Below are 19157 nucleotides of genomic sequence, written 5' to 3'. Positions count from 1 at the left end.
CACCGGCAAGCGGTACGCCCGCCTGTCCCAGGAGAAGCACGGCGAGGTCATGCGGGCGGTCGGCGAGAAGGTGAGCAGCGCCGCCTGCTGAGACCTTCTGTTAGCAAGGGATTAGCAAAAACCGACAAAGAGCCTCCGCCGCGACCAGCGGCAGGGCTCTGACTTTGGAAGACGCGACACAACGCACTCCCGGAACCGGCCCCCGACGTGTCACGATTCAGAGCACGGCGTGCGGACGGACGCCGAGGGGCAGGGGCGGCCGCGCCGAAGGCGCGTTGAGGAGGATGTCCGGGTGTCAGCGGGTGGGGCCCGCCGGGGACGGCGGGACAACGGGCTCGACGCGAGCGAGTACGCCGTCGTCGGCGACGTCGATCCGCGCGTCGGCGAGCACCTGCTGGACGTGCTGGCCGCCGGCGGGATCGCCGCCTACCTCCAACCCTCGGCCGACCTCAACCCGGTCACCCGCACCACCACCGTCCCGGCCCGGCCGGTCGACCGGCTCTACGTCGACCGCTCGCACCTGACCACCGCGCGGGACTACCTGACCCAGCTCGCCGACGAGACGGCCCCCGAGCAACCGCCGGCCCGCGACGAGCCGGACATCGACGCCGAGTGGGCGCGGATCGTGGCCGGTTTCCACAGCACCTCGACCGTCGGTGAGCACCCGTGGCCGGCCGCGGAGGACGTGGACGACCGGGACGAGCCGGCCACCGGTCCGCTGGGCCGCACCGGCGCCGACGAGGCCGGCCCGACCGCCACCGACGTCCGCCGGCTACCGTCCGCCACCGACATCTCCGGCATCTCCGTCGGGCGTGGCACCCGGCCGGACGAGCCGTCACTGCTGGACGGGCTGGACACGTTCGGCGCCGACCTGCCCGACGACGAGGACGAGGACGAGGGTTACCACCCGCCGCCACCGCCGCCGCTGCCCCGGGTCTCCAAGTACGCGGTGGTCGGCACGCTCGCGGTGGTCCTCGGGTTCGTGCTGTTCCTGTTCCCGTCGCTGCTCCCGGTGGACCGCTCGGCGGTCACCCTGTTCGGGTTCACCGGCATCCTGGCCGGTTTCGTCACGCTGATCTGGCGGCTGCGCCCCGGCGACGAGGACGACGACGACCCGGACAACGGCGCGGTCGTCTGACGTCGGGGCGTTCCGCCGACCGCATCCCGGGACGACGACGCCCCGCCCGGGGCGTAACAGTGGTGTAACTTACTGTCAGTAGGAATACCGCCGTACGTCACTTCCCTCGCTGACTGACCGGCTTTCCCATCTTCGTGGCGGTCAGTCCTCTGCTGATCGGAATGCCCGAGATGCGACAGAGTTCCCTCGTGGTGGTGGCCAACCGCCTTCCCATCGACGACAGCGTGGCGCCCGACGGGGCCTGCGAATGGCGGCGCAGCCCAGGAGGGCTGGTCAGCGCGCTGCACCCCCTGCTGCGGCACACACCGGCGACGTGGGTCGGCTGGGCCGGCGGCACCGGGCCGGCCCCCGCCCTGCCCGACGTGGACGGCGTCCGGATGCACAGCGTCGCGCTCAGCCGCGAGGACCTGCGTGACCACTACGAGGGGTTCGCCAACGCCACCCTCTGGCCGCTCTACCACGACGCCGTCGAGCAGCCGCAGCACCACCGTCGCTGGTGGGAGGCGTACCAGCGGGTCAACCAGCGCTTCGCCGAGGCCACCGCCGAGGCGGCCGAACCGGGCGGTGTGGTCTGGGTGCAGGACTACCACCTGCAACTCGTCCCCGGCCTGCTCCGTGACCTCCGACCGGACCTGCGCATCGGGTTCTTCCTGCACGTGCCGTTCCCACCACCGGAGCTGTTCATGCAGTTGCCCCGTCGGGCCGAACTGCTGCGCGGCATGCTCGGCGCCGACCTGGTGGGCTTCCAGCGCGCCCAGGCGGCGCACAACTTCGCCCAACTGGTGACCAGGGTGCTGGAGCTGCCGGCCACCGACCGGCGGATCGGGATCGACGACCGGGTGGTGCGCATCGGCGCGTTCCCCGTCTCCATCGACACCGCCGAGATGGCCGCGCTCGCCGCCCGCCCCGACGTGGCGGCCCGTGCCCGCCGGCTGCGCCAGGACCTCGGCGACCCCCGGCAGGTCATCCTCAGCGTCGACCGGATGGACTACACCAAGGGCATCGAGCAGCGGCTCAAGGCATACAGCGAGCTGCTCGCCAACGGCGACGTCAAGGTCCGCGACACGGTGCTGGTGCAGGTGGCCATGCCGAGCCGGGAGCGCGTCGGCCAGTACCAGATCCTGCGGGAACGGATCGAGCGCGAGGTCGGCCGGATCAACGGCGAGTTCGGTCGGGTCGGGGAACCGGCCATCCACTACCTCACCCAGCCCTTCGACCGGGCCGAACTGGCCGCCCTCTACCGGGTCGCCGACGTGATGGCGGTGACCCCGCTGCGCGACGGGATGAACCTCGTCGCCAAGGAGTACGTCGCCGCCCGGGTCGACGACTCCGGCGCACTGCTGCTCAGCGAGTTCGCCGGCACCGCCGCCGAGCTGTCCCAGGCGTACCTGGTCAACCCGCACGACCTGGAAGGGCTCAAGCAGGGGTTGCGCACGGCGCTGCGGGCCAGCCCGGCCGACGTCACCGAGCGGATGCGCGCCATGCGCGCCTACCTGCACCAGCACGACATCCGAGCCTGGGCCGGCTCCTACCTCAGCGCGCTCGACGAGACGGGCGCGCTGGTCGGCCGCCTGACCAGCACCGACGGCACCGCCCGGGTGCCACACCCGGCGAGCCGGGCCACCCCCGCCACCCACCACGCCGGCGGCTGACCGGCGGGCGCCGGCAGCTCAGCGCGTCGCGGGCTCCTTCTCCAACCAGTCCAGAATCGCGTCGATCGGCTCCGCCCAGCGCGCGTCCAGCATCAGGTCATGCCCCATCCCGGGGAAGAGCAACGGCGCTGACCCGTACCGCCGGGCCACCCCGTTCAACGCCGACGTCGGCACCACCCGGTCATCCGGGCTGCCCAACACCAGCACCGGCGGCGCACCCACGGCGGGCTCGGCGTCCGGCGCGCCCAGCAGCGCCCACTGCGCCCGCCGGCCGGCCCGACCGAGCCGGGCGACGTGCCGCCGGGCCTCCTCGTCGGGCAGCTCGCGGCTGAAGAGCTGGCCACGACTGAGCCGTAGCGGGCCGCCGAACACCGCCGGCAGCGTGCCGGACGGGTTGCGGCGCAGCGCCGCACCCAGCACTCCCCAACCGCCGAACACCGGCGCCACCAGCACCGCGCCCCGCGCCGGGTAGCGGGCCAGCGCGTGCGCCACCACCAGCGCCCCGGCGCCGTGCCCCACCAGCACCGCCTGACGCGGCAGGCCCGCGGCCACCTGGACCACATCGTGGGCGTACGCGCGCAGCGTCGCCTCCGGCGCGGCCTCGCTCGCGCCGTGCCCGCGCAGGCTCATCGCGTACGCCGGGAACCCCCGCGACGCCGCGTGCCCCAGCCAGTGCTCGGCGAACGCCCACGCGCCGTGGCCGAACCCGGGGACGAAGAGCAGCGGCGGCCGCCCCTCCTCCAGCTCCGGAGTGGCGCTGAGCACCTCACGCCGGGCCGGCCGGACCGGCCGGGACCACTCCCGACCCCGCATGATCCGCAGCTCACTCATCGGGTCGACCTTTCGTTCGCGACTGCGGGGCTCGCAAGCTCACTCCTCGCGCTCACCGGGCCGACCTTTCGTTCGCGACTGCGGGGCTCGCAAGCTCACTCCTCGCGCTCACTTGCCCTCCAGGTCGTGCAGGGCACGCTCGACGGCGCGCAGGTAGTCGGCGTGACCGACCTCGAACCAGTGCCGGCTGCTGTCCTTGACGTGCGCCGAGTAGCGTTCCCCAGCCCGGTCCCGCACCTTCTGCGCGAACGCCGCGGCACGCTCCGGCCGGTCCCGGCGGGCCAGCAGCAGCCGGGCGAAGAGCACCGTCTGCCAGTGCGACAGGGTGAACAGCCCGGAGTCCGGTTGGACCAGCCCGGCCACCGCCAGCGTCGGATGCCCCGGAGTGAACGCGTTGAGCCACAACGTGGGCCGGCCCACGCCGGCACTGTCACCGAACACCGACGCGTCGAGGAACTCGAAGCGCGGCAGATAGCCGGTGGCAAAGATGACCAGCTCGGGATCGATCTCACGGCCGTCGGCCAGCTCCACGGCGTACGGGTGGAACCGGGCCACGTCCGGCACCGGGCCGATCGCGCCGTGGCCCACGTAGTAGACGAGCTGGCTGTTCGCGATCGGGTGCGTCTCGTACACCCGGTGGTCGGGCTTGGGCAGGCCGAAACGGGTCAGGTCGCCGACGGTCAGCCGCAGCGTCCAGTGGTAGAGCCACTGACGCACCCGCAGCGGCACCCGCATCGCCAGCAGGGCGTCGTTGACCTGGTCGGCGGGACGGCCGAGCACGTACTTCGGCGCGTACCAGTAGCCACGCCGGGTGGAGTGCCAGCAGCGCGACGCCTGCTGGGCGGCCTCCACGGCGATGTCGCAGCCGGTGTTGCCGGCGCCGACCACCAGCACCCGCTTGCCGCGCAGTTGCGCGGGGTCCTTGTAGGACGAGGCGTGCATGATCTCGCCGCGGAACTGCTCCAACCCTTCGTACCGGGGCAGCTTCGGCGACCAGTTGTGACCGTTGGCGACCACGACGGCGGCGTACTGCGAGGTGCGTTCCGGCCCGTACCCGCCGGTGGAGCGGGTCGTCACGTCCCAGCGGTCGCCCGCGGCCGGCTCGACCCGGATCACCTCGGTGCCGAACCAGATGTGCGAACGCAGGTCGAAGTGGTCGGCGTACCGCTCGAAGTACGACAGCAGCTGGCTGTGGTGCGGGTAGTCCGGCCAGGAGTCCGGCATCGGGAAGTCGGGGAACTGGGTGAACGGCTTCGACGACAGCAGGTGGGTGCTGGCGTACACCGGGCTGCGGTCGTGCCGCCAGTTCCAGGCACCGCCGATGCCGGTCTCCCGCTCGTAGCAGTCCACGCCGAAGCCGTGCTCGCGCAGGTTCTTGATGGCGGTGAGGCCGCTGGCCCCGGCCCCGATGACGCAGACCGTGTCGCCCCGGTCGGAGACCGGGCGGTCGTCGCGGCCCAGCGCGGACGGGGTCGCCTCCGGGTCGGGCCGGCCATGGTCGGTGGAGGTGGACACCGGGACATCTCCTTTTGTGCGGCACACGTGCCGGTCGCCGCGAAATCCTCTCCACAACGGAGCCGGATGTCCAGCCCCGGCGCGGGCCGGATCGACGGGTCGGGCCGGTGGGGGTCAGTCGGTGGCGGGCAGCAGCAGGTCGACCAGGACCGGGAAGTGGTCGCTGGCCCGCCGGGTCTGCGGGGTGTCCACCACGTCGTAGTCGACGACGGTGATCCGCGGGTCGACGAAGAGCGCGTCGATGCGCCGGCGCGGGTCGGCGCAGGAATAGGTGAGCCGGTCCGCCCGGTCGGCCGCCACCGCGGCGTCGGTCAGCCCGTGCGCCACGCTGGCCCAGGCCGGCCCGTCCGGGCCCTCGTTCAGGTCGGCTCCCGCCACCACCGGGCTGCTCGCCGCGTCCAGCCCGCGCCGAAACTCGGCGGCCTGCGCGGGACGCTCGGCCGGGTCGGTGGACAGGTGCGAGCCGGCGAGGGTGAACCGGGCGCCGCCGACGCGGCAGTCGGCGTACGCGGCGCCGCGCAGGTGCCGGCCGGGGGTGAGCGGGAAGCGCTGGCAGCGGCTGCCGAGCACCTGCACCCGCAGGCTGGTCAGCAGCAGGTTGCCCAGCGCGGGCAGCCCACCGGCGGCCACCACCAGGCCGAACGACTCGGCCAGCGAGGCGGACTTCTGCCGCCACCGGAACCGGCGGGGCCCCTCCTGCACGATCACCACGTCCGGCGACGCGGCCCGGACCACCGCCGCCAGCGCGGCGGTGTCGTCGCGCTGGCTGTGGATGTTGTACGAGACGACGCGCAGCGGTACGCCGGCAGCCTGGTCCATCCCGGCCGGCCTCAGATCCGTCGGGCCAGGTCGGCGGCGCCGATCACGCCGGCGCTGTTGCCCAGCTCCGCCGGGAGCACCTCGGCCACCGGCAGCCGTCCCCGCTGGGAGAGCGCGTCGAGGTACGAGCGGCGGGTCGGGCCGAGCAGCAGGTCACCGGCGTCGATCACACCGCCGCCGACCACGAGGGTCTGCGGGTCGAGGATCTGCGCCATGTCGGCGAGGCTCGTGCCCAGCCAGCGGCCGATCTGCGCGAACGCCTCGGCGGAGACGGGGTCGCCGCCCTGGGCGGCGGTGGTCACCATCGGGCCGGTGATCGCCTCGGCCTCCCCGCCGGCCAGCTCCAGCAGCGCGGTGGCCCGGTGCGGCTCCTGCCGGGCACCGGCCCGGGCGAAGCGGACCAGGGCGCTGCCGCTGGCGTACTGCTCGATGCAGCCCAGCCGCCCGCAGCCGCACTGGTGCCCGTCCGGCACGGCCAGCATGTGGCCCAGCTCCGCGGCGACGCCGTGCGCGCCGCGCATCAGCTCGCCGCCGAGGACGATGCCGCCACCGACGCCGGTGCCGATGGTGAACATGATCATCGAGTCGTCGGCGGCCCGGGCGGCGCCGTAGCGGAACTCGGCCCAGGCGGCCACGTTGGCGTCGTTCTCCACGATCACCGGCAGGCCGACGGCCGTGCCGACGTACTCGCGCAGCGGCTCGTCGCGCCAGGCGAGGTTGGGGGCGAAGAGCACCGTCGAGCGGGTGGCGTCGATCCAGCCGGCCGCGCCGATACCGACCGCCTCGATCGTCCGCCCGGCAGCCAGCTCGCCGACCACCTCGATGATGACGTCACGGGTCTTGCCGACGTCATCGGCGGGGGTGTCCCGTCGGGTCTGCACGAGGACCGTGCCGGTGTCGTCCACGACACCGCCGGCCACCTTCGTGCCACCGACGTCGACTCCGATGGTCAGCGTCACCGCTGCCGCTCCCCTCTGCTGTGCTGTCCGGCCCGCGCGCCGGCGGCACGCCGGTCCGGGTCGTGGATGCTTCCGCGCTCAGGCGCCGTCGCCCGGCGCGTACGCGCCGGTGTCGTCGGGCACCCGCGAGGCGGGCACCGCGCTGTGGTTGGTCGCTGCCGGTGCGGACACCGGCCCGGCCTCGTCGACGGGTGGTGCGGCGGCCGGGGCGGGTGGGTCTGCCGTCCGAGTGGCGACCGACCAGACGTCCCGCTCCGGCGCCGGCTGAGAATCATGCCCGGTGCGGGTGGCATCGCGCCACACGTGATCGTCGCCGGCTTCGGTGGAAGTGCCGGCCGGGGTGGGATCCGGGACCGGTGTGCCGGCAGCCGGCGCGGGCGCGGGCCGGGTCGGGTCGGCGGGCGCGTCGGGGTCGGCGGCGGGCGGCTCGGCCGGGGCGAACGCGCGGAGCAGGCTGGCGACGCCCGCCGCGAGGTCCCCGGCGCCGGTGGCGAGCCGTTCGGCGAATTCGGGACTGGGGTCACGCAACGCGGCGATGCCACGGCAGACCGGGCAGATGCAGCATTCGGGAGTACCGGTGGCGAAACCACCACCGGGGCCGGGCCGACCGCCCGGGGTGACACTGTGACCGAGGACACCGGCCACCATCCCGCCCAGCGGGCCCCACGCGCCGCCCGCCGACCCGGCGGAGGCCATGCGGGCTCCCGCGAGCAGGGTGGCGACCAGCCGCTCCGCCTCTTCCCGGGCCGAACCCGGATCCGTTCCGCCCATGGTCGGCTCCTCTACCGTGCCGCGGGACGCGTCACTGCGCCGCACCGGCTGCTTCTACCCGGCGCTTGAGCTGCTTCAACGCGGTGTCCATGATCATCTTCTCGGCTTTGCGCCGAAACATGCCGAGCATTCCCACGGACAGCTCGACCTCCAGGGTGTACGTCACCGTGGTGCCACCGTCCGCGTTACCCACCAGGTCGTACGAACCGCGCTGGCTCTTCTGCATCTTCGAGGGCGCGACCAGGCGCCACTCGATCCGGGACAGGTCCTCGGCGTACTCGTAGGCGAGCACGTACTCGTCGGCCATCACCCCGGCGTCGATGGTGAAGCGCACCTGGCTGGCGTAGCCGTCCTCGTACTCCTCGATGACCTCCGCGTGGCGCACCGCCTCGGTCCACTCGGGGTAGCGGGCGAAGTCGCAGATGACCGCCGTCACCCGGTCCGGTGCGGCGCCGATGATGATCGACTGGGTGGAGGTGTCCGCCATGGGGGGAGGCTACCCGGCGGGCACCGGCCACGGGCCGCGCCGCCCCCGCCACGCGCCGCAACGCCCCACCGGGCAGCCTGCCTACTACACCCGACCTGGTGGCCGGGTAAGTTTCGACACAGCCGACACCCACGGTGGCGGCCCGTCCGGCCAGTGCGAGCACGAGGGAGTGCAGGTGCGCGAGTTCTCCGTTCCGCCGATCGTCACCGTCGGCGACGCCGCCAACCTCACCGACCCGGTATGGAAGAACGCCGAGGTCGCGCCGGACGCCGTGCAGTTCGCCCGCTCCACCCCCACCGCCGACGGCACCGGCGCCGTCTGGGTCGACGTGACCTGCCTGCAGTTCCGCGACGAGGTGGCGGCAGTGGCCCGCGGCCTGATCGCCGCCGGCATCCAGCCGGGCGAGCGGGTCGCGCTGATGAGCCGGACCCGCTACGAGTGGACGCTGCTGGACTACGCGATCTGGGCGGCCGGCGCGGTCACCGTGCCGATCTACGAGACCTCCAGCGCCGAGCAGGCCGCCTGGATCCTCTCCGACTCCGGCGCGGTCGCCGTCGTGGTGGAGACCGCCGACCACGCCGCTCTCGTGGCCGGCGTCCGGGACCGGCTGCCCGAGCTCAACCAGGTCTGGCAGATCGACCTCGGCGGGGTCGACGAGCTGGTGACCGCCGGTGCCGCCGTCGAGCTGACCGAGGTCGAGCAGCGACGCGGCGCGATCCGCTCCGCCGACCTGGCCACCATCATCTACACCAGCGGCACCACCGGCCGGCCCAAGGGCTGCATGCTGACGCACCGCAACATGTACGCCGACATCGCCAACGCGGTGCCGGTGCTGCCGAACCTGTTCAACGCCGGCGCGGCCACCCTGCTCTTCCTGCCGCTGGCGCACGCCTTCGCCCGGCTCATCCAGATCGGGGTGGTGCAGGCGCGGGCCACCATGGCGCACTGCGCCGACACCAAGAACCTGGTCGCCGAGCTACAGGAGTTCAAGCCGACCTTCGTGCTCTCCGTGCCCCGGGTGTTCGAAAAGGTCTACAACGCGGCGAAGCAGAAGGCCGAGGCCGACGGCAAGGGCGGCATCTTCGCCCGGGCCGAGCACGTCGCCATCGCGTACAGCGAGGCGCTGGAGACCTCGCGAGGGCCCGGCCTGGCGCTGCGCGCGCAGCACGCGGTCTTCGACCGGCTGGTCTACCGCAAGCTGCGCGCCGCGCTGGGCGGCCGGTGCCGGGACGCCATCTCCGGCGGCGCGCCGCTCGGCGCCCGGCTGGGTCACTTCTTCCGCGGTATCGGGGTGACGATCCTGGAGGGCTACGGCCTGACCGAGACCTCCCCCGCCGCCGCGGCGAACCTGCCCACCGCCACCCGGATCGGCACCGTCGGCCGCCCGCTGCCCGGTGTGACCGTGCGGATCGACGACGACGGCGAGATCCTGATCGCCGGCGACCTCGTCTTCCAGGGCTACTGGCACAACGAGGCGGCGACCGCCGAGACGATCAGGCCGGACGGCTGGCTCTGCACCGGCGACCTGGGCCAGCTCGACAACGACGGCTATCTCAGCATCACCGGCCGCAAGAAGGAGCTGATCGTCACCGCCGGCGGCAAGAACGTCGCCCCGGCCGTGCTGGAGGACCTGGTCCGGGCGCATCCGCTGATCAGCCAGTGCGTCGTCGTCGGCGACCGGCAGCCGTTCATCGCGGCGCTGGTCACCGTCGACGAGGAGGCGCTGCCCCGGTGGCTGGAGAGCGCCGACCTGCCCCCGGACACCCGGGTCGAGGAGCTGCGCGAGCACGAGGGTCTGCGCAAGGAGATCCAGTCCGCGATCGACACCGCCAACCAGGCCGTCTCCAAGGCCGAGGCGATCAAGGTGTTCAAGGTCCTGCCCCGCGACTTCACCGAGGACACCGGCGAGCTGACCCCGTCGCTCAAGGTCAAGCGCCAGGTCGTCCACAAGACGTACGCGGCGGAGATCGCCGATATCTACCGGGGCTGACTACCATCCGTCACGTGCCCGCATCCACATCCGCCGCACCGCACCCGCATCCCCTCGCCGCGGCAGCCCGCCTGGTGATGCTGGCGCTGGTGGCCGTCCTGACCCTGTTAGCCACCCACGACGTCAGCCAGCTCTGGTGGATCGCGCTCCTGGCGGTCGCCGGGCTGCCCGCGCTGCTCGCCCCCCAGCACCGGTTGATCGGCCCGCTGAGCCGGGTCGCCGAGGTGCTCGTGCTGGGGCTGGCCGCGAGCCAGGTGGCCGCCGTGGCGTCGATCGGCGGCACGGTCGACGGGCTCGGCGCCTCGGCGGTGCTGCCGTACCTGGCCGTGCCGGTGACCGTCACCGCCCTGCGCCGCCGGTTCCGGGAGGGCGCCGCCCTGCTCGCGGTCACCGCCGGCACCCTGCTGGTCAGCGGCGCGTTGACCGAGGTCGGCGACGGGCGTCAGCTCGGCCAGCCGGGCTACCTGGCGGTCTGCGCGCAGTGGCTGATCCTGGCCGCGTTGGGGCTCTACGCCGCCGGCACGCTGCACCGGGTGATGGCGGTACGCGGTGAGGGCAAGCCCCAGCCGTACGCGGAGGCGACCCGTCTGCTGACCCAGCTGCGCACGGTGGCCCGCCAACTTCCCGGGGCGACCCTGGACCCGGGTGGCATCTCCGAGCACCTGCTGGAGGAGCTGCGCACCGTGGCCCGGGCGGACCGGGGCGCGGTGCTGTCGGCCAGCGGCGGCGGCCGGCTCGTGGTGCTCGCCCAGGCCGGCGTGGACCGGGTGGACTGGGAGACGACGCTCGACGCCGACTCGGCCATCGCCGACGCGTGGGCCAGCCAACAGGCACAGACCGCCACCCGCTCGCAGTCCCGCTCGCACCGGGGTGGCGACGTCTCCGCGCTGATCGTCCCGCTGGCCGCCGGCGTGCGCACGGTGGGGCTGGTGGTGCTGGAGGCGGACGTCGCGCAGGCGTACCCGCCGCCGGTGGTGTCCCGGGTGACCGCGCTGACCCGTCCGGCCGCGCTGCGGCTGGAGGCGGCGCTGCTCTTCGACGAGGTCCGCTCGCTGGCCACGAACGAGGAGCGGCAGCGGCTGGCCCGGGAGATCCACGACGGGGTGGCACAGGAGCTGGTGATGGTCGGCTACGGCATCGACAACGCCCTGGCCACGGTCTTCGACGACGCCGACGAGACCGCCGAGGCACTGCGTACGCTGCGCGGCGAGGTGACCCGGGTGATCACCGAGCTGCGGCTGAGCCTGTTCGAGCTGCGCAGCGAGGTCGACCGGCAGGGCGGGCTGGCCGCGGCGATCGCCGAGTACGCGCGCACCGTGGGCGCGTCCGGCGGGCTGCGGGTGCACCTGTCGCTGGACGAGTCCACCGCGCGGCTTCCGGCGGCCACGGAGGCCGAGTTGCTGCGCATCGCGCAGGAGGCGGTGACCAACGCGCGCAAGCACGCCGGAGCGTCGAATCTGTGGGTCACGTGCGAGGTGGACCCCCCGTACGCGCAAATTGAAGTGTCGGATGACGGTCAGGGCATGGCTGACCAGCGCCCCGACGGGCGGTACGGTCTTGCGATCATGGCCGAGAGGGCGGAACGTATCCGGGGCCGGTTGGAGATCAGGCCGCGGCAACCGAGCGGCACGACCGTGGCGGTCGTCCTCGGCTCCTCGTCCCGGCGCGATAACGTGCGCGGTAGCGCAGCACCAGAAGGGGAGTAACCCGAGGATGACCACAAGTCCGACACCGGCCACTCGCACCAAGGTCCTCCTTGTCGACGATCATGACCTGATTCGCAAGGGCCTGCGACACGCCTTCGAGCGGGATCGCCAGTTCGAGGTCGTCGGTGAGGCCGCCACGGCGGCGGAGGGGGTCCGTCAGGCGGGCGCTCTCCAGCCGGACGTGGTGATCATGGATCTGCGACTGCCCGACGGCAGCGGCCTGGAGGCCACCCGCGCGCTGCGCAAGTCCAGCGCGTCGATGGGCATCGTGGTGCTGACCATGTACGCGGGCGACGACCAGCTCTTCGGCGCTCTGGAGGCCGGCGCGAGCGCGTTCGTGCCGAAGACCGCCCCGGCCGACGAGGTGGTGGCCGCCGCCCGGCACGCCGCCTCCTCCCCCAGCGCGTTCACGGCGGCCGACCTGGCCGAGGCGATGAAGCGCCGTCTCGCCCCGTCCGGTCCGCAGCTCTCCCCCCGCGAGGGTCAGGTGCTGCGACTGCTCGCCGACGGGATGAGCGTGGCGGGCATCGCCAAGCAGCTGTTCGTCAGCGAGTCCACGGCCAAGACGCACATCTCCAAGCTCTACGAGAAGCTCGGTGCGGCCAACCGGGCGCAGGCGCTGATGACCGCGCTGCGGCTCGGTCTGCTCGAGGCGCCGGACGCCCCGAAGTTCTGACCTGCGCCCGCTCGCCGAGCGGGACAGCGCGACCGACGGTCCGCGCCAGCCTCCGGGCGGGCGCGGACCGTCGCGTATCGACCGAGGTCGGCGGCGAGGTGGGCGGCAGGCTATGGTCTGGCGGGCACGGCGGGGGCACAATACCCGCGCGGGCGACGGTGCCCGCGTCGCGGACTAGGGGTGAGCGCATGCAGCGGCCGGACTGGGCACCCGAGACGATCGACATCGAGCGCCCGAGCGTCGCCCGGATGTACGACTACTACCTCGGCGGGTCGCACAACTTCGCCGCCGACCGGGCCGCGGCCCAGGCGATGGTGGCCGCGGTGCCGGAGGCGCCACTGATGGCCCAGGCCAACCGGGCGTTCCTGCGTCGGGCGGTGCACCACCTCGCCGAGGCCGGGATCCGGCAGTTCCTGGACATCGGCTCGGGGATCCCGACCGTCGGCAACGTGCACGAGATCGCCCAGCGGATCGACCCGGAGTCGCGGGTGGTCTATGTGGACGTCGACCCGGTGGCGGTCGCGCACAGCCGCGAGATCCTGGCTGGCAACGAGCGCGCCGTGGTGGTGCAGGAGGACCTGCGGCACCCGGAGAAGATCCTGGCCGACCCGAGCGTGCGCGGCCTGCTCGATTTCGACCAGCCGGTGGCCGTGATGGTCGTGGCCGTGCTGCACTTCGTCTCCGACGAGGACCGACCGGCGGAGCTGCTCCGGACCCTGCGCGACGCGCTGGCCCCCGGCAGCTACCTGGTGCTGTCGCAGGCCAGTGACGACGGGCGCAGCCGGGACGAGCGGGCCGAGGCGGAACGGGTCTACCGGCGTACCGACAACCCGCTGTGGGTCCGCAGCCGGGCCGAACTGACCGCGCTCTTCGACGGGTTCGAGCTGGTCGACCCAGGTGTGGTCTGGGTTCCGGAGTGGCGACCCGACACCCCGGAGAGCGCGGAGGACGCCGAGCGCGCGGTCTTCATGGGCGGCGTCGGGCGGCTCGGTGGCTGAGTCGCCCGGTGCGACCTCCTGCCCGGGCACGTTCGCCCGGGCGTGGGCCAAGGCGGTCTCCGGGACCAGCTACCTGCCGATGACCCAGGCACAGCTCGAAAGCCTGCTACACCGGCTCACCGGGCAACTGGCCGGTGCGCTGCTCGCCGAGCCGTTCGACCTGCGCGCCGGGCACCGCGTCGGCGCCGAGATGGTCGCGGCGCACATCGCGTCCGCGGAGGGGCTGGGCCGTACCGTCGAGGTCATCCAGCTCCGGCTGGTGCGCGACCTGGGCCTGGTGGCCGAGGACGTCGAGGACCGGATGGCGCGGTTGCTGGCCGCCGTGGCGACCGGCTACGCCCGCGCGTTGCGCGACCGGACGCTCGACGAGCAGGAGTCGATCCGCCGGGCCGCCATGATGGCCCGGACGCACGCCGAGCGTGCGCTGCGGGCCAGCGAGGCCCGGTTCCGCCACCAGGCCACCCACGACCCGCTCACCGGCCTGCCCAACCGGACGCTGTTCACCGAGCGGCTCACCGCCGCGCTGAACGAGCCGGGCCGGGGCGCGCGGCGGATCGGGGTGTGCTTCCTCGACCTGGACCGGTTCAAGGTCGTCAACGACACCCTGGGGCACCAGATCGGTGACCGGCTGCTGACCACGGTGGCCGAGCGGCTGTGCGAGGCCCTCGGTGAGCACCTGGTCGCCCGGCTGGGCGGGGACGAGTTCGTCATCCTGGTGGAGAGCACCGGTGGCACCGACGACATGGTGAAGGTGGCCGAGGCCGCGCTGGAGGCGGTGCGGACACCGGCGCTGGTCGACGGGCACGAGCTTCAGGTCTCGGCGAGCCTGGGCATCGTCGAGCGGCAGGTGGCCGGCGCCAACCCCGGTGACCTGATGCGGGCCGCCGACAGCACCCTGCACTGGGCGAAGTCGGCCGGCGGGGCGCGTTGGGCGCTCTACGACGCCGAGCGCAACCGGCGCGAGCTGGCCCGGTACGCGCTCTCCGCGGCCATCCCGGCGGCGTTGGAGCGGGGCGAGTTCTACCTCGACTACCAGCCGCTGACGTCACTGCGCGACGGGCGGCTGATCGGCGTGGAGGCTCTGGTCCGCTGGCGCCACCCGGAGCTGGGGGTGCTGCGGCCGGACAGCTTCATCGGGCTGGCCGAGGAGACCGGTCTCATCGTGCAACTGGGCGGGTGGGTGCTGGCCGAGGCGTGCCGCGAGGCGAAGGCCTGGTCGGCCGGCGGTACGGCGGCGCCGTTCGTGAGCGTCAACCTGGCGGTCCGGCAGGTGCACCGGCCGGGGCTGGTGCAGGAGGTCTGCGCCCTGCTGGCGCAGACGGGCCTGCCGCCGGAGCGGCTCCAGTTGGAGATCACCGAGAGCACGATGATGAGCACCGCCGAGGAGCCGGTGCGTGCCCTGCGGGTGCTGGCCGACCTCGGGGTGCGGATCGCCATCGACGATTTCGGCACCGGTTACAGCAACCTGGCGTACCTGCGGGACCTGCCGGTGACCGAACTGAAGGTGGCCGGGGAGTTCGTGGCGGGCCTGCAGTCGCCGGCGGTCGGGCGCACCGACGAGCGGATCCTCGCCTCGCTGGTGTCGCTGGCGCACGCCCTGGACCTGACGGTCACCGCCGAGGGTGTGGAGACGGCCGGGCAGGCCGAGCGGCTGCGGGCGATCGGCTGTGACGCCGCCCAGGGCTGGCACTTCGGTCGGCCGGCCCCCGCCGACCGGATCCTGGCCCTCATCCGCTGACACCGCGCCTCACTCGCCACGCCGGGTGCAGGCGGCAGGCGGCCAGGTCGATTGAAGGCGGTATTCCTCAGAGGTATTTAGATGACTCAGAGGTATACCGCCACCGAGACCCGGGCGGCACCGGCAGCACGGGCAGCTTGATCCCGCAGATCACGCACCGCCGGTAGACACCGTCTACGCTGCCTGGTAGACAGTGTCTATGGACGCGGACGAGACGGGGCTGCGGGCGCGGCTGGTGGCCGCCGGGGTGGACCTGGTGCTGCGCGAGGGCCAGTCGGCGGTGTCGCTGCGGGAGATCGCCCGCCGGGCCGGCGTCTCACACGGCGCACCACGCCGCTACTTCCCCACCCACGTCGACCTGCTCTCGGCCATCGCCCGGGAAGGCTTCGCCGACCTCACCGCCCGGGTCGAGGAGACGATGCGCGACGCCGGCAGCGACCCGCGCGCCCGGCTGACCGCGCTCGGCCGGACGTACCTGGACTTCGCCGCCGCCCACCGCGGCATGTTCGAGCTGATGTTCCGGCACGACCTGCTCGCCACCGGTCGGCTCCGGCTGCGCGAGACGAGCCTGCCCCTGTTCGCCGTCCTGACCGACCTGGTGGCCCAACTGCGCCGGCCGACCGACGCGCCGACCCCGGTGCTGGCCGGCGCGCTCTGGGCCAACCTGCACGGCATCGCCCAGCTCTGGGCCTGGGGCAGCCTGCCGCTGGCCACCGGCGCCACCGACGACGGGGACCTGCTGCGCGCCGCCCTGGACGCCCACCTCGGCCCCGCTCCCGAACGAACCGTCCACCCGCCTCAAACGGAGGGCCCGTGCCCCTGCTGTACGACCTCACCAAGCTGACCGTCGGCGCGACGCTGCGGCTGGGCTGGCGGCCCCGCGTGGAAGGGCTGGAGCACCTGCCCCGGCACGGCGGCGCGATCCTCGCCGGCAACCACCTCTCCGTCGCCGACGAGCTGTTCCTCGTCTGCGCGGCGCCACGGCACGTCACGTTCTGGGCGAAGGTCGAGTACTTCAACGGCCGCGGCCCGGGCGGCTGGCTCAACCGGGGCCGGACCGGCATGACCCGGCTGGCCCGCGACGCCGGGGTGCCGATCGTCCCGGTCGGTGCGCTCGGCACCGCCGAGGTGCTGCCGGTCGACGCGCGGTGGCCCCGCCGGCACCCGGTCACCCTGCGGTTCGGCCCGCCGATCCCGGTCGCCGGCCGGATCAACGGTCCACGCGACATCCGGACGTTCACCGACGAGGTGATGGCGGCCATCCAACGGCTCACCGGCCAGGAGTACGTCCCCCGCTACGCCCCCAGACGCGCGGAGCCCACCGGCTGAACGGGCCGGCGGTCAACCCGCGAGCAGAGCCGCCATCCGCTGCGCCTGCGCCTCCCAGCGCCACTCCCGCTCCACCCACGCCCGACCGGCCGCGCCCAACTGGCGGGCCAGATCCCGGTCGGCGAGCAGCCGGGCCACCCGGTCGGCGAGCTGGGCGACGTCCCGGCCGCCTACCACGTAGCCGGTCTCCCCCTCGCGGACCGCGTCCGGTGCGCCGCCGGAGTCGCCGGCCACCACCGGCAGACCGGTCGCGGACGCCTCCAGGTAGACGATGCCCAGCCCTTCCACGTCCAGACCACGGTTGCGGGTGCGGCAGGGCATCGCGTAGACGTCGCCGGCCGCGTAGTGCGCCGGCAACTCGGCCGCCGGCACCGAACCGGTGAAGACCACGTCCCGCTCCACCCCGGCCTGCCGCGCCAGCTTCTCCAGGGTCGCCCGGTACGGGCCGCCGCCCACGATCAGCAGCGCCGCGTCGGGCACCCGGCGGCGGATCTCCGGCAGTGCCCGGATCAGCATGTCCTGTCCCTTGCGCGGCACCAGCCGGGACACGCAGACCACCACCGGCCGGTCGGCCAGCCCCAGCCGGGACCGGACCTGCTCGCCGTCGACGGTCGGGTGATAGGTGTCCACGTCCACCCCGGGCGCCAGCCGGCGCAGCTCGGTCAGCCCGTCGAGCACCCGGGCCAGCCGGGTGCGGGTGTACTCGCCCAGGTAGGTCGTGACGTCGACACCTCGACCGATGCGCCGCAGCGCCGGCCGGGCGGCCGGCAGCGCCGCCCAACCGATCTCGTGGCCGTGGGTCTGCGCAACCACCCGGCGCACCCCGGCCCGCCGGCGCAGACCGGCGGCGAGCAGGCCGAGCGGGGCGGCCGCCCCGAACCACACCGTGTCGCAGTCGTACTCGCGGGCCAACCGGGCCGCCCGGCGGGCGATCAGCGGGGTGGGCAGCAGCACCCGGGTGCGTTCCCGGATCACCTCGAACGGCTGGTCGGCGTCGAACTTCGCCGCCCCCCGCCAGCTCGACGCATAGACGACCACCGAGCCGGCCGGCTGGCGCACCGCCAGGTTGTGCACGAAGGACTGGATCCCGCCCGGGCGGGGCGGGAAGTCGTTGGTGATCAGCAGTGTGCGGCTCATCGGCCGGCCTCCCGGGCGTACGCGCGGGCAGCGGCCATCCGCTCCACGGTGGACGGATGCGTGGCCGAGTAGAGGTACTCCCAGCGAGGCGGATCGGGATCGCCGAGGTTGATCGAGCCGAGCCGGCGCTGCATCGACTCGAAGGCCGCCGGGTCGCCGGTCAGCGCCAGCGCGTGCGCGTCGGCCCGCGCCTCGACCCGTCGGGACATCAGCGCCTGCACCGGCGCGGCGAGCAGCCCGGCCACCGTGACCAGGGCGACCAGCAGCGGGAACGCGCGCGGTTGGGCGACCGAGTCGACACCGGCCAGCCGCAGCAGCGGCCCCCACGAGCCGAGCAGGTAGAGCGCCACCACCGCGGCGGCGGCGCCCAGCGCCCCGGTCAACGTGCCGACCGTGACGTCCCGGTCCTTCGCGTGCCCCAGCTCGTGTGCCACCACGGCGGTCACCTCGGCGGGGGTGGCCTCGCGCAGCAGCGTGTCGTAGACCACCACCCGCCGGGTCGGGCCGAGACCGGAGACATACGCGTTGACGGCCCTGGTCCGGCGGGAGGCGTCGGCGACCAGCACGTCACGCACCGGAACCCCGTCGCGGGCGGCCATGCTGATCAGCTCGGTGCGCAGCGGCCCCTGCTCCAGCGGGGTGAACCGGTTGAACACCGGCTCCACGAGCACCGGCAGCACGAACGACAGGAGCACCACCAGCAGGGCCGCGCCGGCCGCGCCGAACGCCCACCACCAGCGCGGGGCGAGCCGGATGACCGCGTAGAAGCCGAACAGCGCCACCGCACCGATCACGGCGCTGACCGCGTACGACTTGAGCAGGTCCACCGCCCAGCCGCCCCAACCGTTGGTGCTCAGCCCGTAGCGGGTGAGGACGCTCTGCCGCCAGGCGGCGAACGGGAGGGTGACCAGGTCGGCGACGAGCACCACGGCCAGCCCGCCGAGCACCGCCTGCGCGGCCCAGTGCCCGCCGAACGGCCGGCCCATCAGCTCGACCAGGCGGCTGCCCAGCGGGGTCAGCCCGAGCGCGAGGGCGACCAACAGCCCCACGGCGAGCGCCGTGTAACCGCCGGGGCGCAACGCGGCGCGGAACTCCCGCCCCCGGGCCACCTGGTCGGCGGGCAGGTCACGCAGCGCGGCGAGCTGGTCGGCCCGCGGCGCCGGCGGCCGGTGCCACGGGACGAGCAGCGCGGCCGTCACCAGCAGGGCGAGCGCCAACCCCGCCAGGGTCAGCAGCGCCCAGCCGCGCGGGGTCACCGGCACACCGCCGTACCCGCCGCTGCGCGGGCTTCCTCACCGTTGCCGGCAGGCGCGCCGTCGTCGCGTCGTACCCCGCTCATCTGGCCGCTCCTCCCGCCGTGACCGCCCATCCTATGGCCCGCGAAAAGCCCGCTCCGGGCGCGGTGTTGAGG

17 protein-coding genes are annotated in these 19157 nt (G+C 73.7%); 9 read left to right on the top strand and 8 right to left on the bottom strand.

Annotated features, from left to right (window positions below):
- Positions 1-292: 292 nt before the first annotated feature.
- Positions 293-1138: a DUF308 domain-containing protein gene (locus M8C17_RS28310; protein ID WP_252419618.1), complete on the top strand. Its 846-nt coding sequence runs from the start codon at positions 293-295 to the stop codon at positions 1136-1138.
- A 170-nt stretch (positions 1139-1308) separates the two neighbouring features.
- Positions 1309-2790, top strand: a complete 1482-nt coding sequence (locus tag M8C17_RS28305; RefSeq protein WP_252419617.1) for a trehalose-6-phosphate synthase — start codon at positions 1309-1311, stop codon at positions 2788-2790.
- Between the two features lie 18 nt (positions 2791-2808).
- Here the strand turns inward: M8C17_RS28305 and M8C17_RS28300 are convergent, their stop codons facing one another.
- The 6 genes from M8C17_RS28300 to M8C17_RS28275 all read right to left on the bottom strand — a co-directional run bounded on the left by M8C17_RS28300 (position 2809) and on the right by M8C17_RS28275 (position 8172).
- Complete coding sequence (locus tag M8C17_RS28300; protein WP_252419616.1) at positions 2809-3621, bottom strand: alpha/beta hydrolase; 813 nt, start codon at positions 3619-3621, stop codon at positions 2809-2811.
- Between the two features lie 108 nt (positions 3622-3729).
- Entirely contained in the window at positions 3730-5136 is a 1407-nt protein-coding gene (locus M8C17_RS28295) for an NAD(P)/FAD-dependent oxidoreductase (RefSeq protein WP_252419615.1), read from the bottom strand.
- A 114-nt stretch (positions 5137-5250) separates the two neighbouring features.
- Positions 5251-5955 (bottom strand): endonuclease/exonuclease/phosphatase family protein, encoded by a 705-nt coding sequence (locus M8C17_RS28290; protein WP_252419614.1) that lies wholly within the window; start codon positions 5953-5955, stop codon positions 5251-5253.
- Positions 5956-5966: 11 nt separating this feature from the next.
- On the bottom strand, positions 5967-6914 hold the full coding sequence (locus M8C17_RS28285; RefSeq protein WP_252419613.1) for an ROK family glucokinase: 948 nt from the start codon (positions 6912-6914) through the stop codon (positions 5967-5969).
- Positions 6915-6992: 78 nt separating this feature from the next.
- Positions 6993-7685, bottom strand: a complete 693-nt coding sequence (locus M8C17_RS28280) for a hypothetical protein (RefSeq protein ID WP_252419612.1) — start codon at positions 7683-7685, stop codon at positions 6993-6995.
- 31 nt (positions 7686-7716) lie between these two features.
- A complete protein-coding gene (locus M8C17_RS28275; RefSeq protein ID WP_252419611.1) occupies positions 7717-8172 on the bottom strand; it encodes an SRPBCC family protein in 456 nt (151 codons plus the stop codon).
- Between the two features lie 175 nt (positions 8173-8347).
- Here M8C17_RS28275 and M8C17_RS28270 point away from each other — a divergent pair, with 175 nt between their 5' ends.
- The 7 genes from M8C17_RS28270 to M8C17_RS28240 all read left to right on the top strand — a co-directional run bounded on the left by M8C17_RS28270 (position 8348) and on the right by M8C17_RS28240 (position 16609).
- Positions 8348-10162 (top strand): long-chain fatty acid--CoA ligase, encoded by a 1815-nt coding sequence (locus tag M8C17_RS28270; RefSeq protein WP_252419647.1) that lies wholly within the window; start codon positions 8348-8350, stop codon positions 10160-10162.
- Between the two features lie 14 nt (positions 10163-10176).
- The gene (locus tag M8C17_RS28265; RefSeq protein WP_252419610.1) at positions 10177-11868 is read left to right on the top strand and encodes a GAF domain-containing sensor histidine kinase; all 1692 of its coding nucleotides are present in this window, start codon (positions 10177-10179) and stop codon (positions 11866-11868) included.
- Positions 11869-11875: 7 nt separating this feature from the next.
- On the top strand, positions 11876-12544 hold the full coding sequence (locus M8C17_RS28260) for a response regulator transcription factor (RefSeq protein WP_007072219.1): 669 nt from the start codon (positions 11876-11878) through the stop codon (positions 12542-12544).
- A gap of 188 nt (positions 12545-12732) precedes the next feature.
- Positions 12733-13542: an SAM-dependent methyltransferase gene (locus M8C17_RS28255; protein WP_252419609.1), complete on the top strand. Its 810-nt coding sequence runs from the start codon at positions 12733-12735 to the stop codon at positions 13540-13542.
- 79 nt (positions 13543-13621) lie between these two features.
- A complete protein-coding gene (locus tag M8C17_RS28250) occupies positions 13622-15280 on the top strand; it encodes a bifunctional diguanylate cyclase/phosphodiesterase (protein ID WP_252419646.1) in 1659 nt (552 codons plus the stop codon).
- A 199-nt stretch (positions 15281-15479) separates the two neighbouring features.
- On the top strand, positions 15480-16124 hold the full coding sequence (locus tag M8C17_RS28245) for a TetR/AcrR family transcriptional regulator (protein ID WP_252419608.1): 645 nt from the start codon (positions 15480-15482) through the stop codon (positions 16122-16124).
- Entirely contained in the window at positions 16094-16609 is a 516-nt protein-coding gene (locus tag M8C17_RS28240; protein WP_252419607.1) for a 1-acyl-sn-glycerol-3-phosphate acyltransferase, read from the top strand. Before M8C17_RS28245 ends, M8C17_RS28240 begins: the two co-directional genes overlap by 31 nt.
- 12 nt (positions 16610-16621) lie before the next feature.
- Here the strand turns inward: M8C17_RS28240 and M8C17_RS28235 are convergent, their stop codons facing one another.
- Complete coding sequence (locus tag M8C17_RS28235; protein WP_252419606.1) at positions 16622-17746, bottom strand: glycosyltransferase family 4 protein; 1125 nt, start codon at positions 17744-17746, stop codon at positions 16622-16624.
- Positions 17743-19002, bottom strand: a complete 1260-nt coding sequence (locus M8C17_RS28230) for a M48 family metallopeptidase (RefSeq protein WP_252419605.1) — start codon at positions 19000-19002, stop codon at positions 17743-17745. Before M8C17_RS28230 ends, M8C17_RS28235 begins: the two co-directional genes overlap by 4 nt.
- Between the last annotated feature and the right edge of the window lie 155 nt (positions 19003-19157).

The sequence above is a fragment of the Micromonospora sp. RHAY321 genome (assembly GCF_023896955.1).
In the GTDB taxonomy this organism is placed as follows: Bacteria; Actinomycetota; Actinomycetes; order Mycobacteriales; family Micromonosporaceae; genus Micromonospora.
Note: the sequence above shows the minus strand (reverse complement) of the source record. Positions and strands in the feature narration are given on the sequence as shown.

What these genes read in the sequence shown, in the direction of transcription:
- M8C17_RS28305 (WP_252419617.1), top strand. Translation starts at nt 1,309, where the DNA reads ATGCGACAGAGTTCCCTCGTGGTGGTGGCCAACCGCCTTCCCATCGAC.
- M8C17_RS28300 (WP_252419616.1), bottom strand. Translation starts at nt 3,621, where the DNA reads ATGAGTGAGCTGCGGATCATGCGGGGTCGGGAGTGGTCCCGGCCGGTC.
- M8C17_RS28290 (WP_252419614.1), bottom strand. Translation starts at nt 5,955, where the DNA reads ATGGACCAGGCTGCCGGCGTACCGCTGCGCGTCGTCTCGTACAACATC.
- M8C17_RS28280 (WP_252419612.1), bottom strand. Translation starts at nt 7,685, where the DNA reads ATGGGCGGAACGGATCCGGGTTCGGCCCGGGAAGAGGCGGAGCGGCTG.
- M8C17_RS28275 (WP_252419611.1), bottom strand. Translation starts at nt 8,172, where the DNA reads ATGGCGGACACCTCCACCCAGTCGATCATCATCGGCGCCGCACCGGAC.
- M8C17_RS28260 (WP_007072219.1), top strand. Translation starts at nt 11,876, where the DNA reads ATGACCACAAGTCCGACACCGGCCACTCGCACCAAGGTCCTCCTTGTC.
- M8C17_RS28255 (WP_252419609.1), top strand. Translation starts at nt 12,733, where the DNA reads ATGCAGCGGCCGGACTGGGCACCCGAGACGATCGACATCGAGCGCCCG.
- M8C17_RS28250 (WP_252419646.1), top strand. Translation starts at nt 13,622, where the DNA reads ATGACCCAGGCACAGCTCGAAAGCCTGCTACACCGGCTCACCGGGCAA.
- M8C17_RS28245 (WP_252419608.1), top strand. Translation starts at nt 15,480, where the DNA reads ATGGACGCGGACGAGACGGGGCTGCGGGCGCGGCTGGTGGCCGCCGGG.
- M8C17_RS28235 (WP_252419606.1), bottom strand. Translation starts at nt 17,746, where the DNA reads ATGAGCCGCACACTGCTGATCACCAACGACTTCCCGCCCCGCCCGGGC.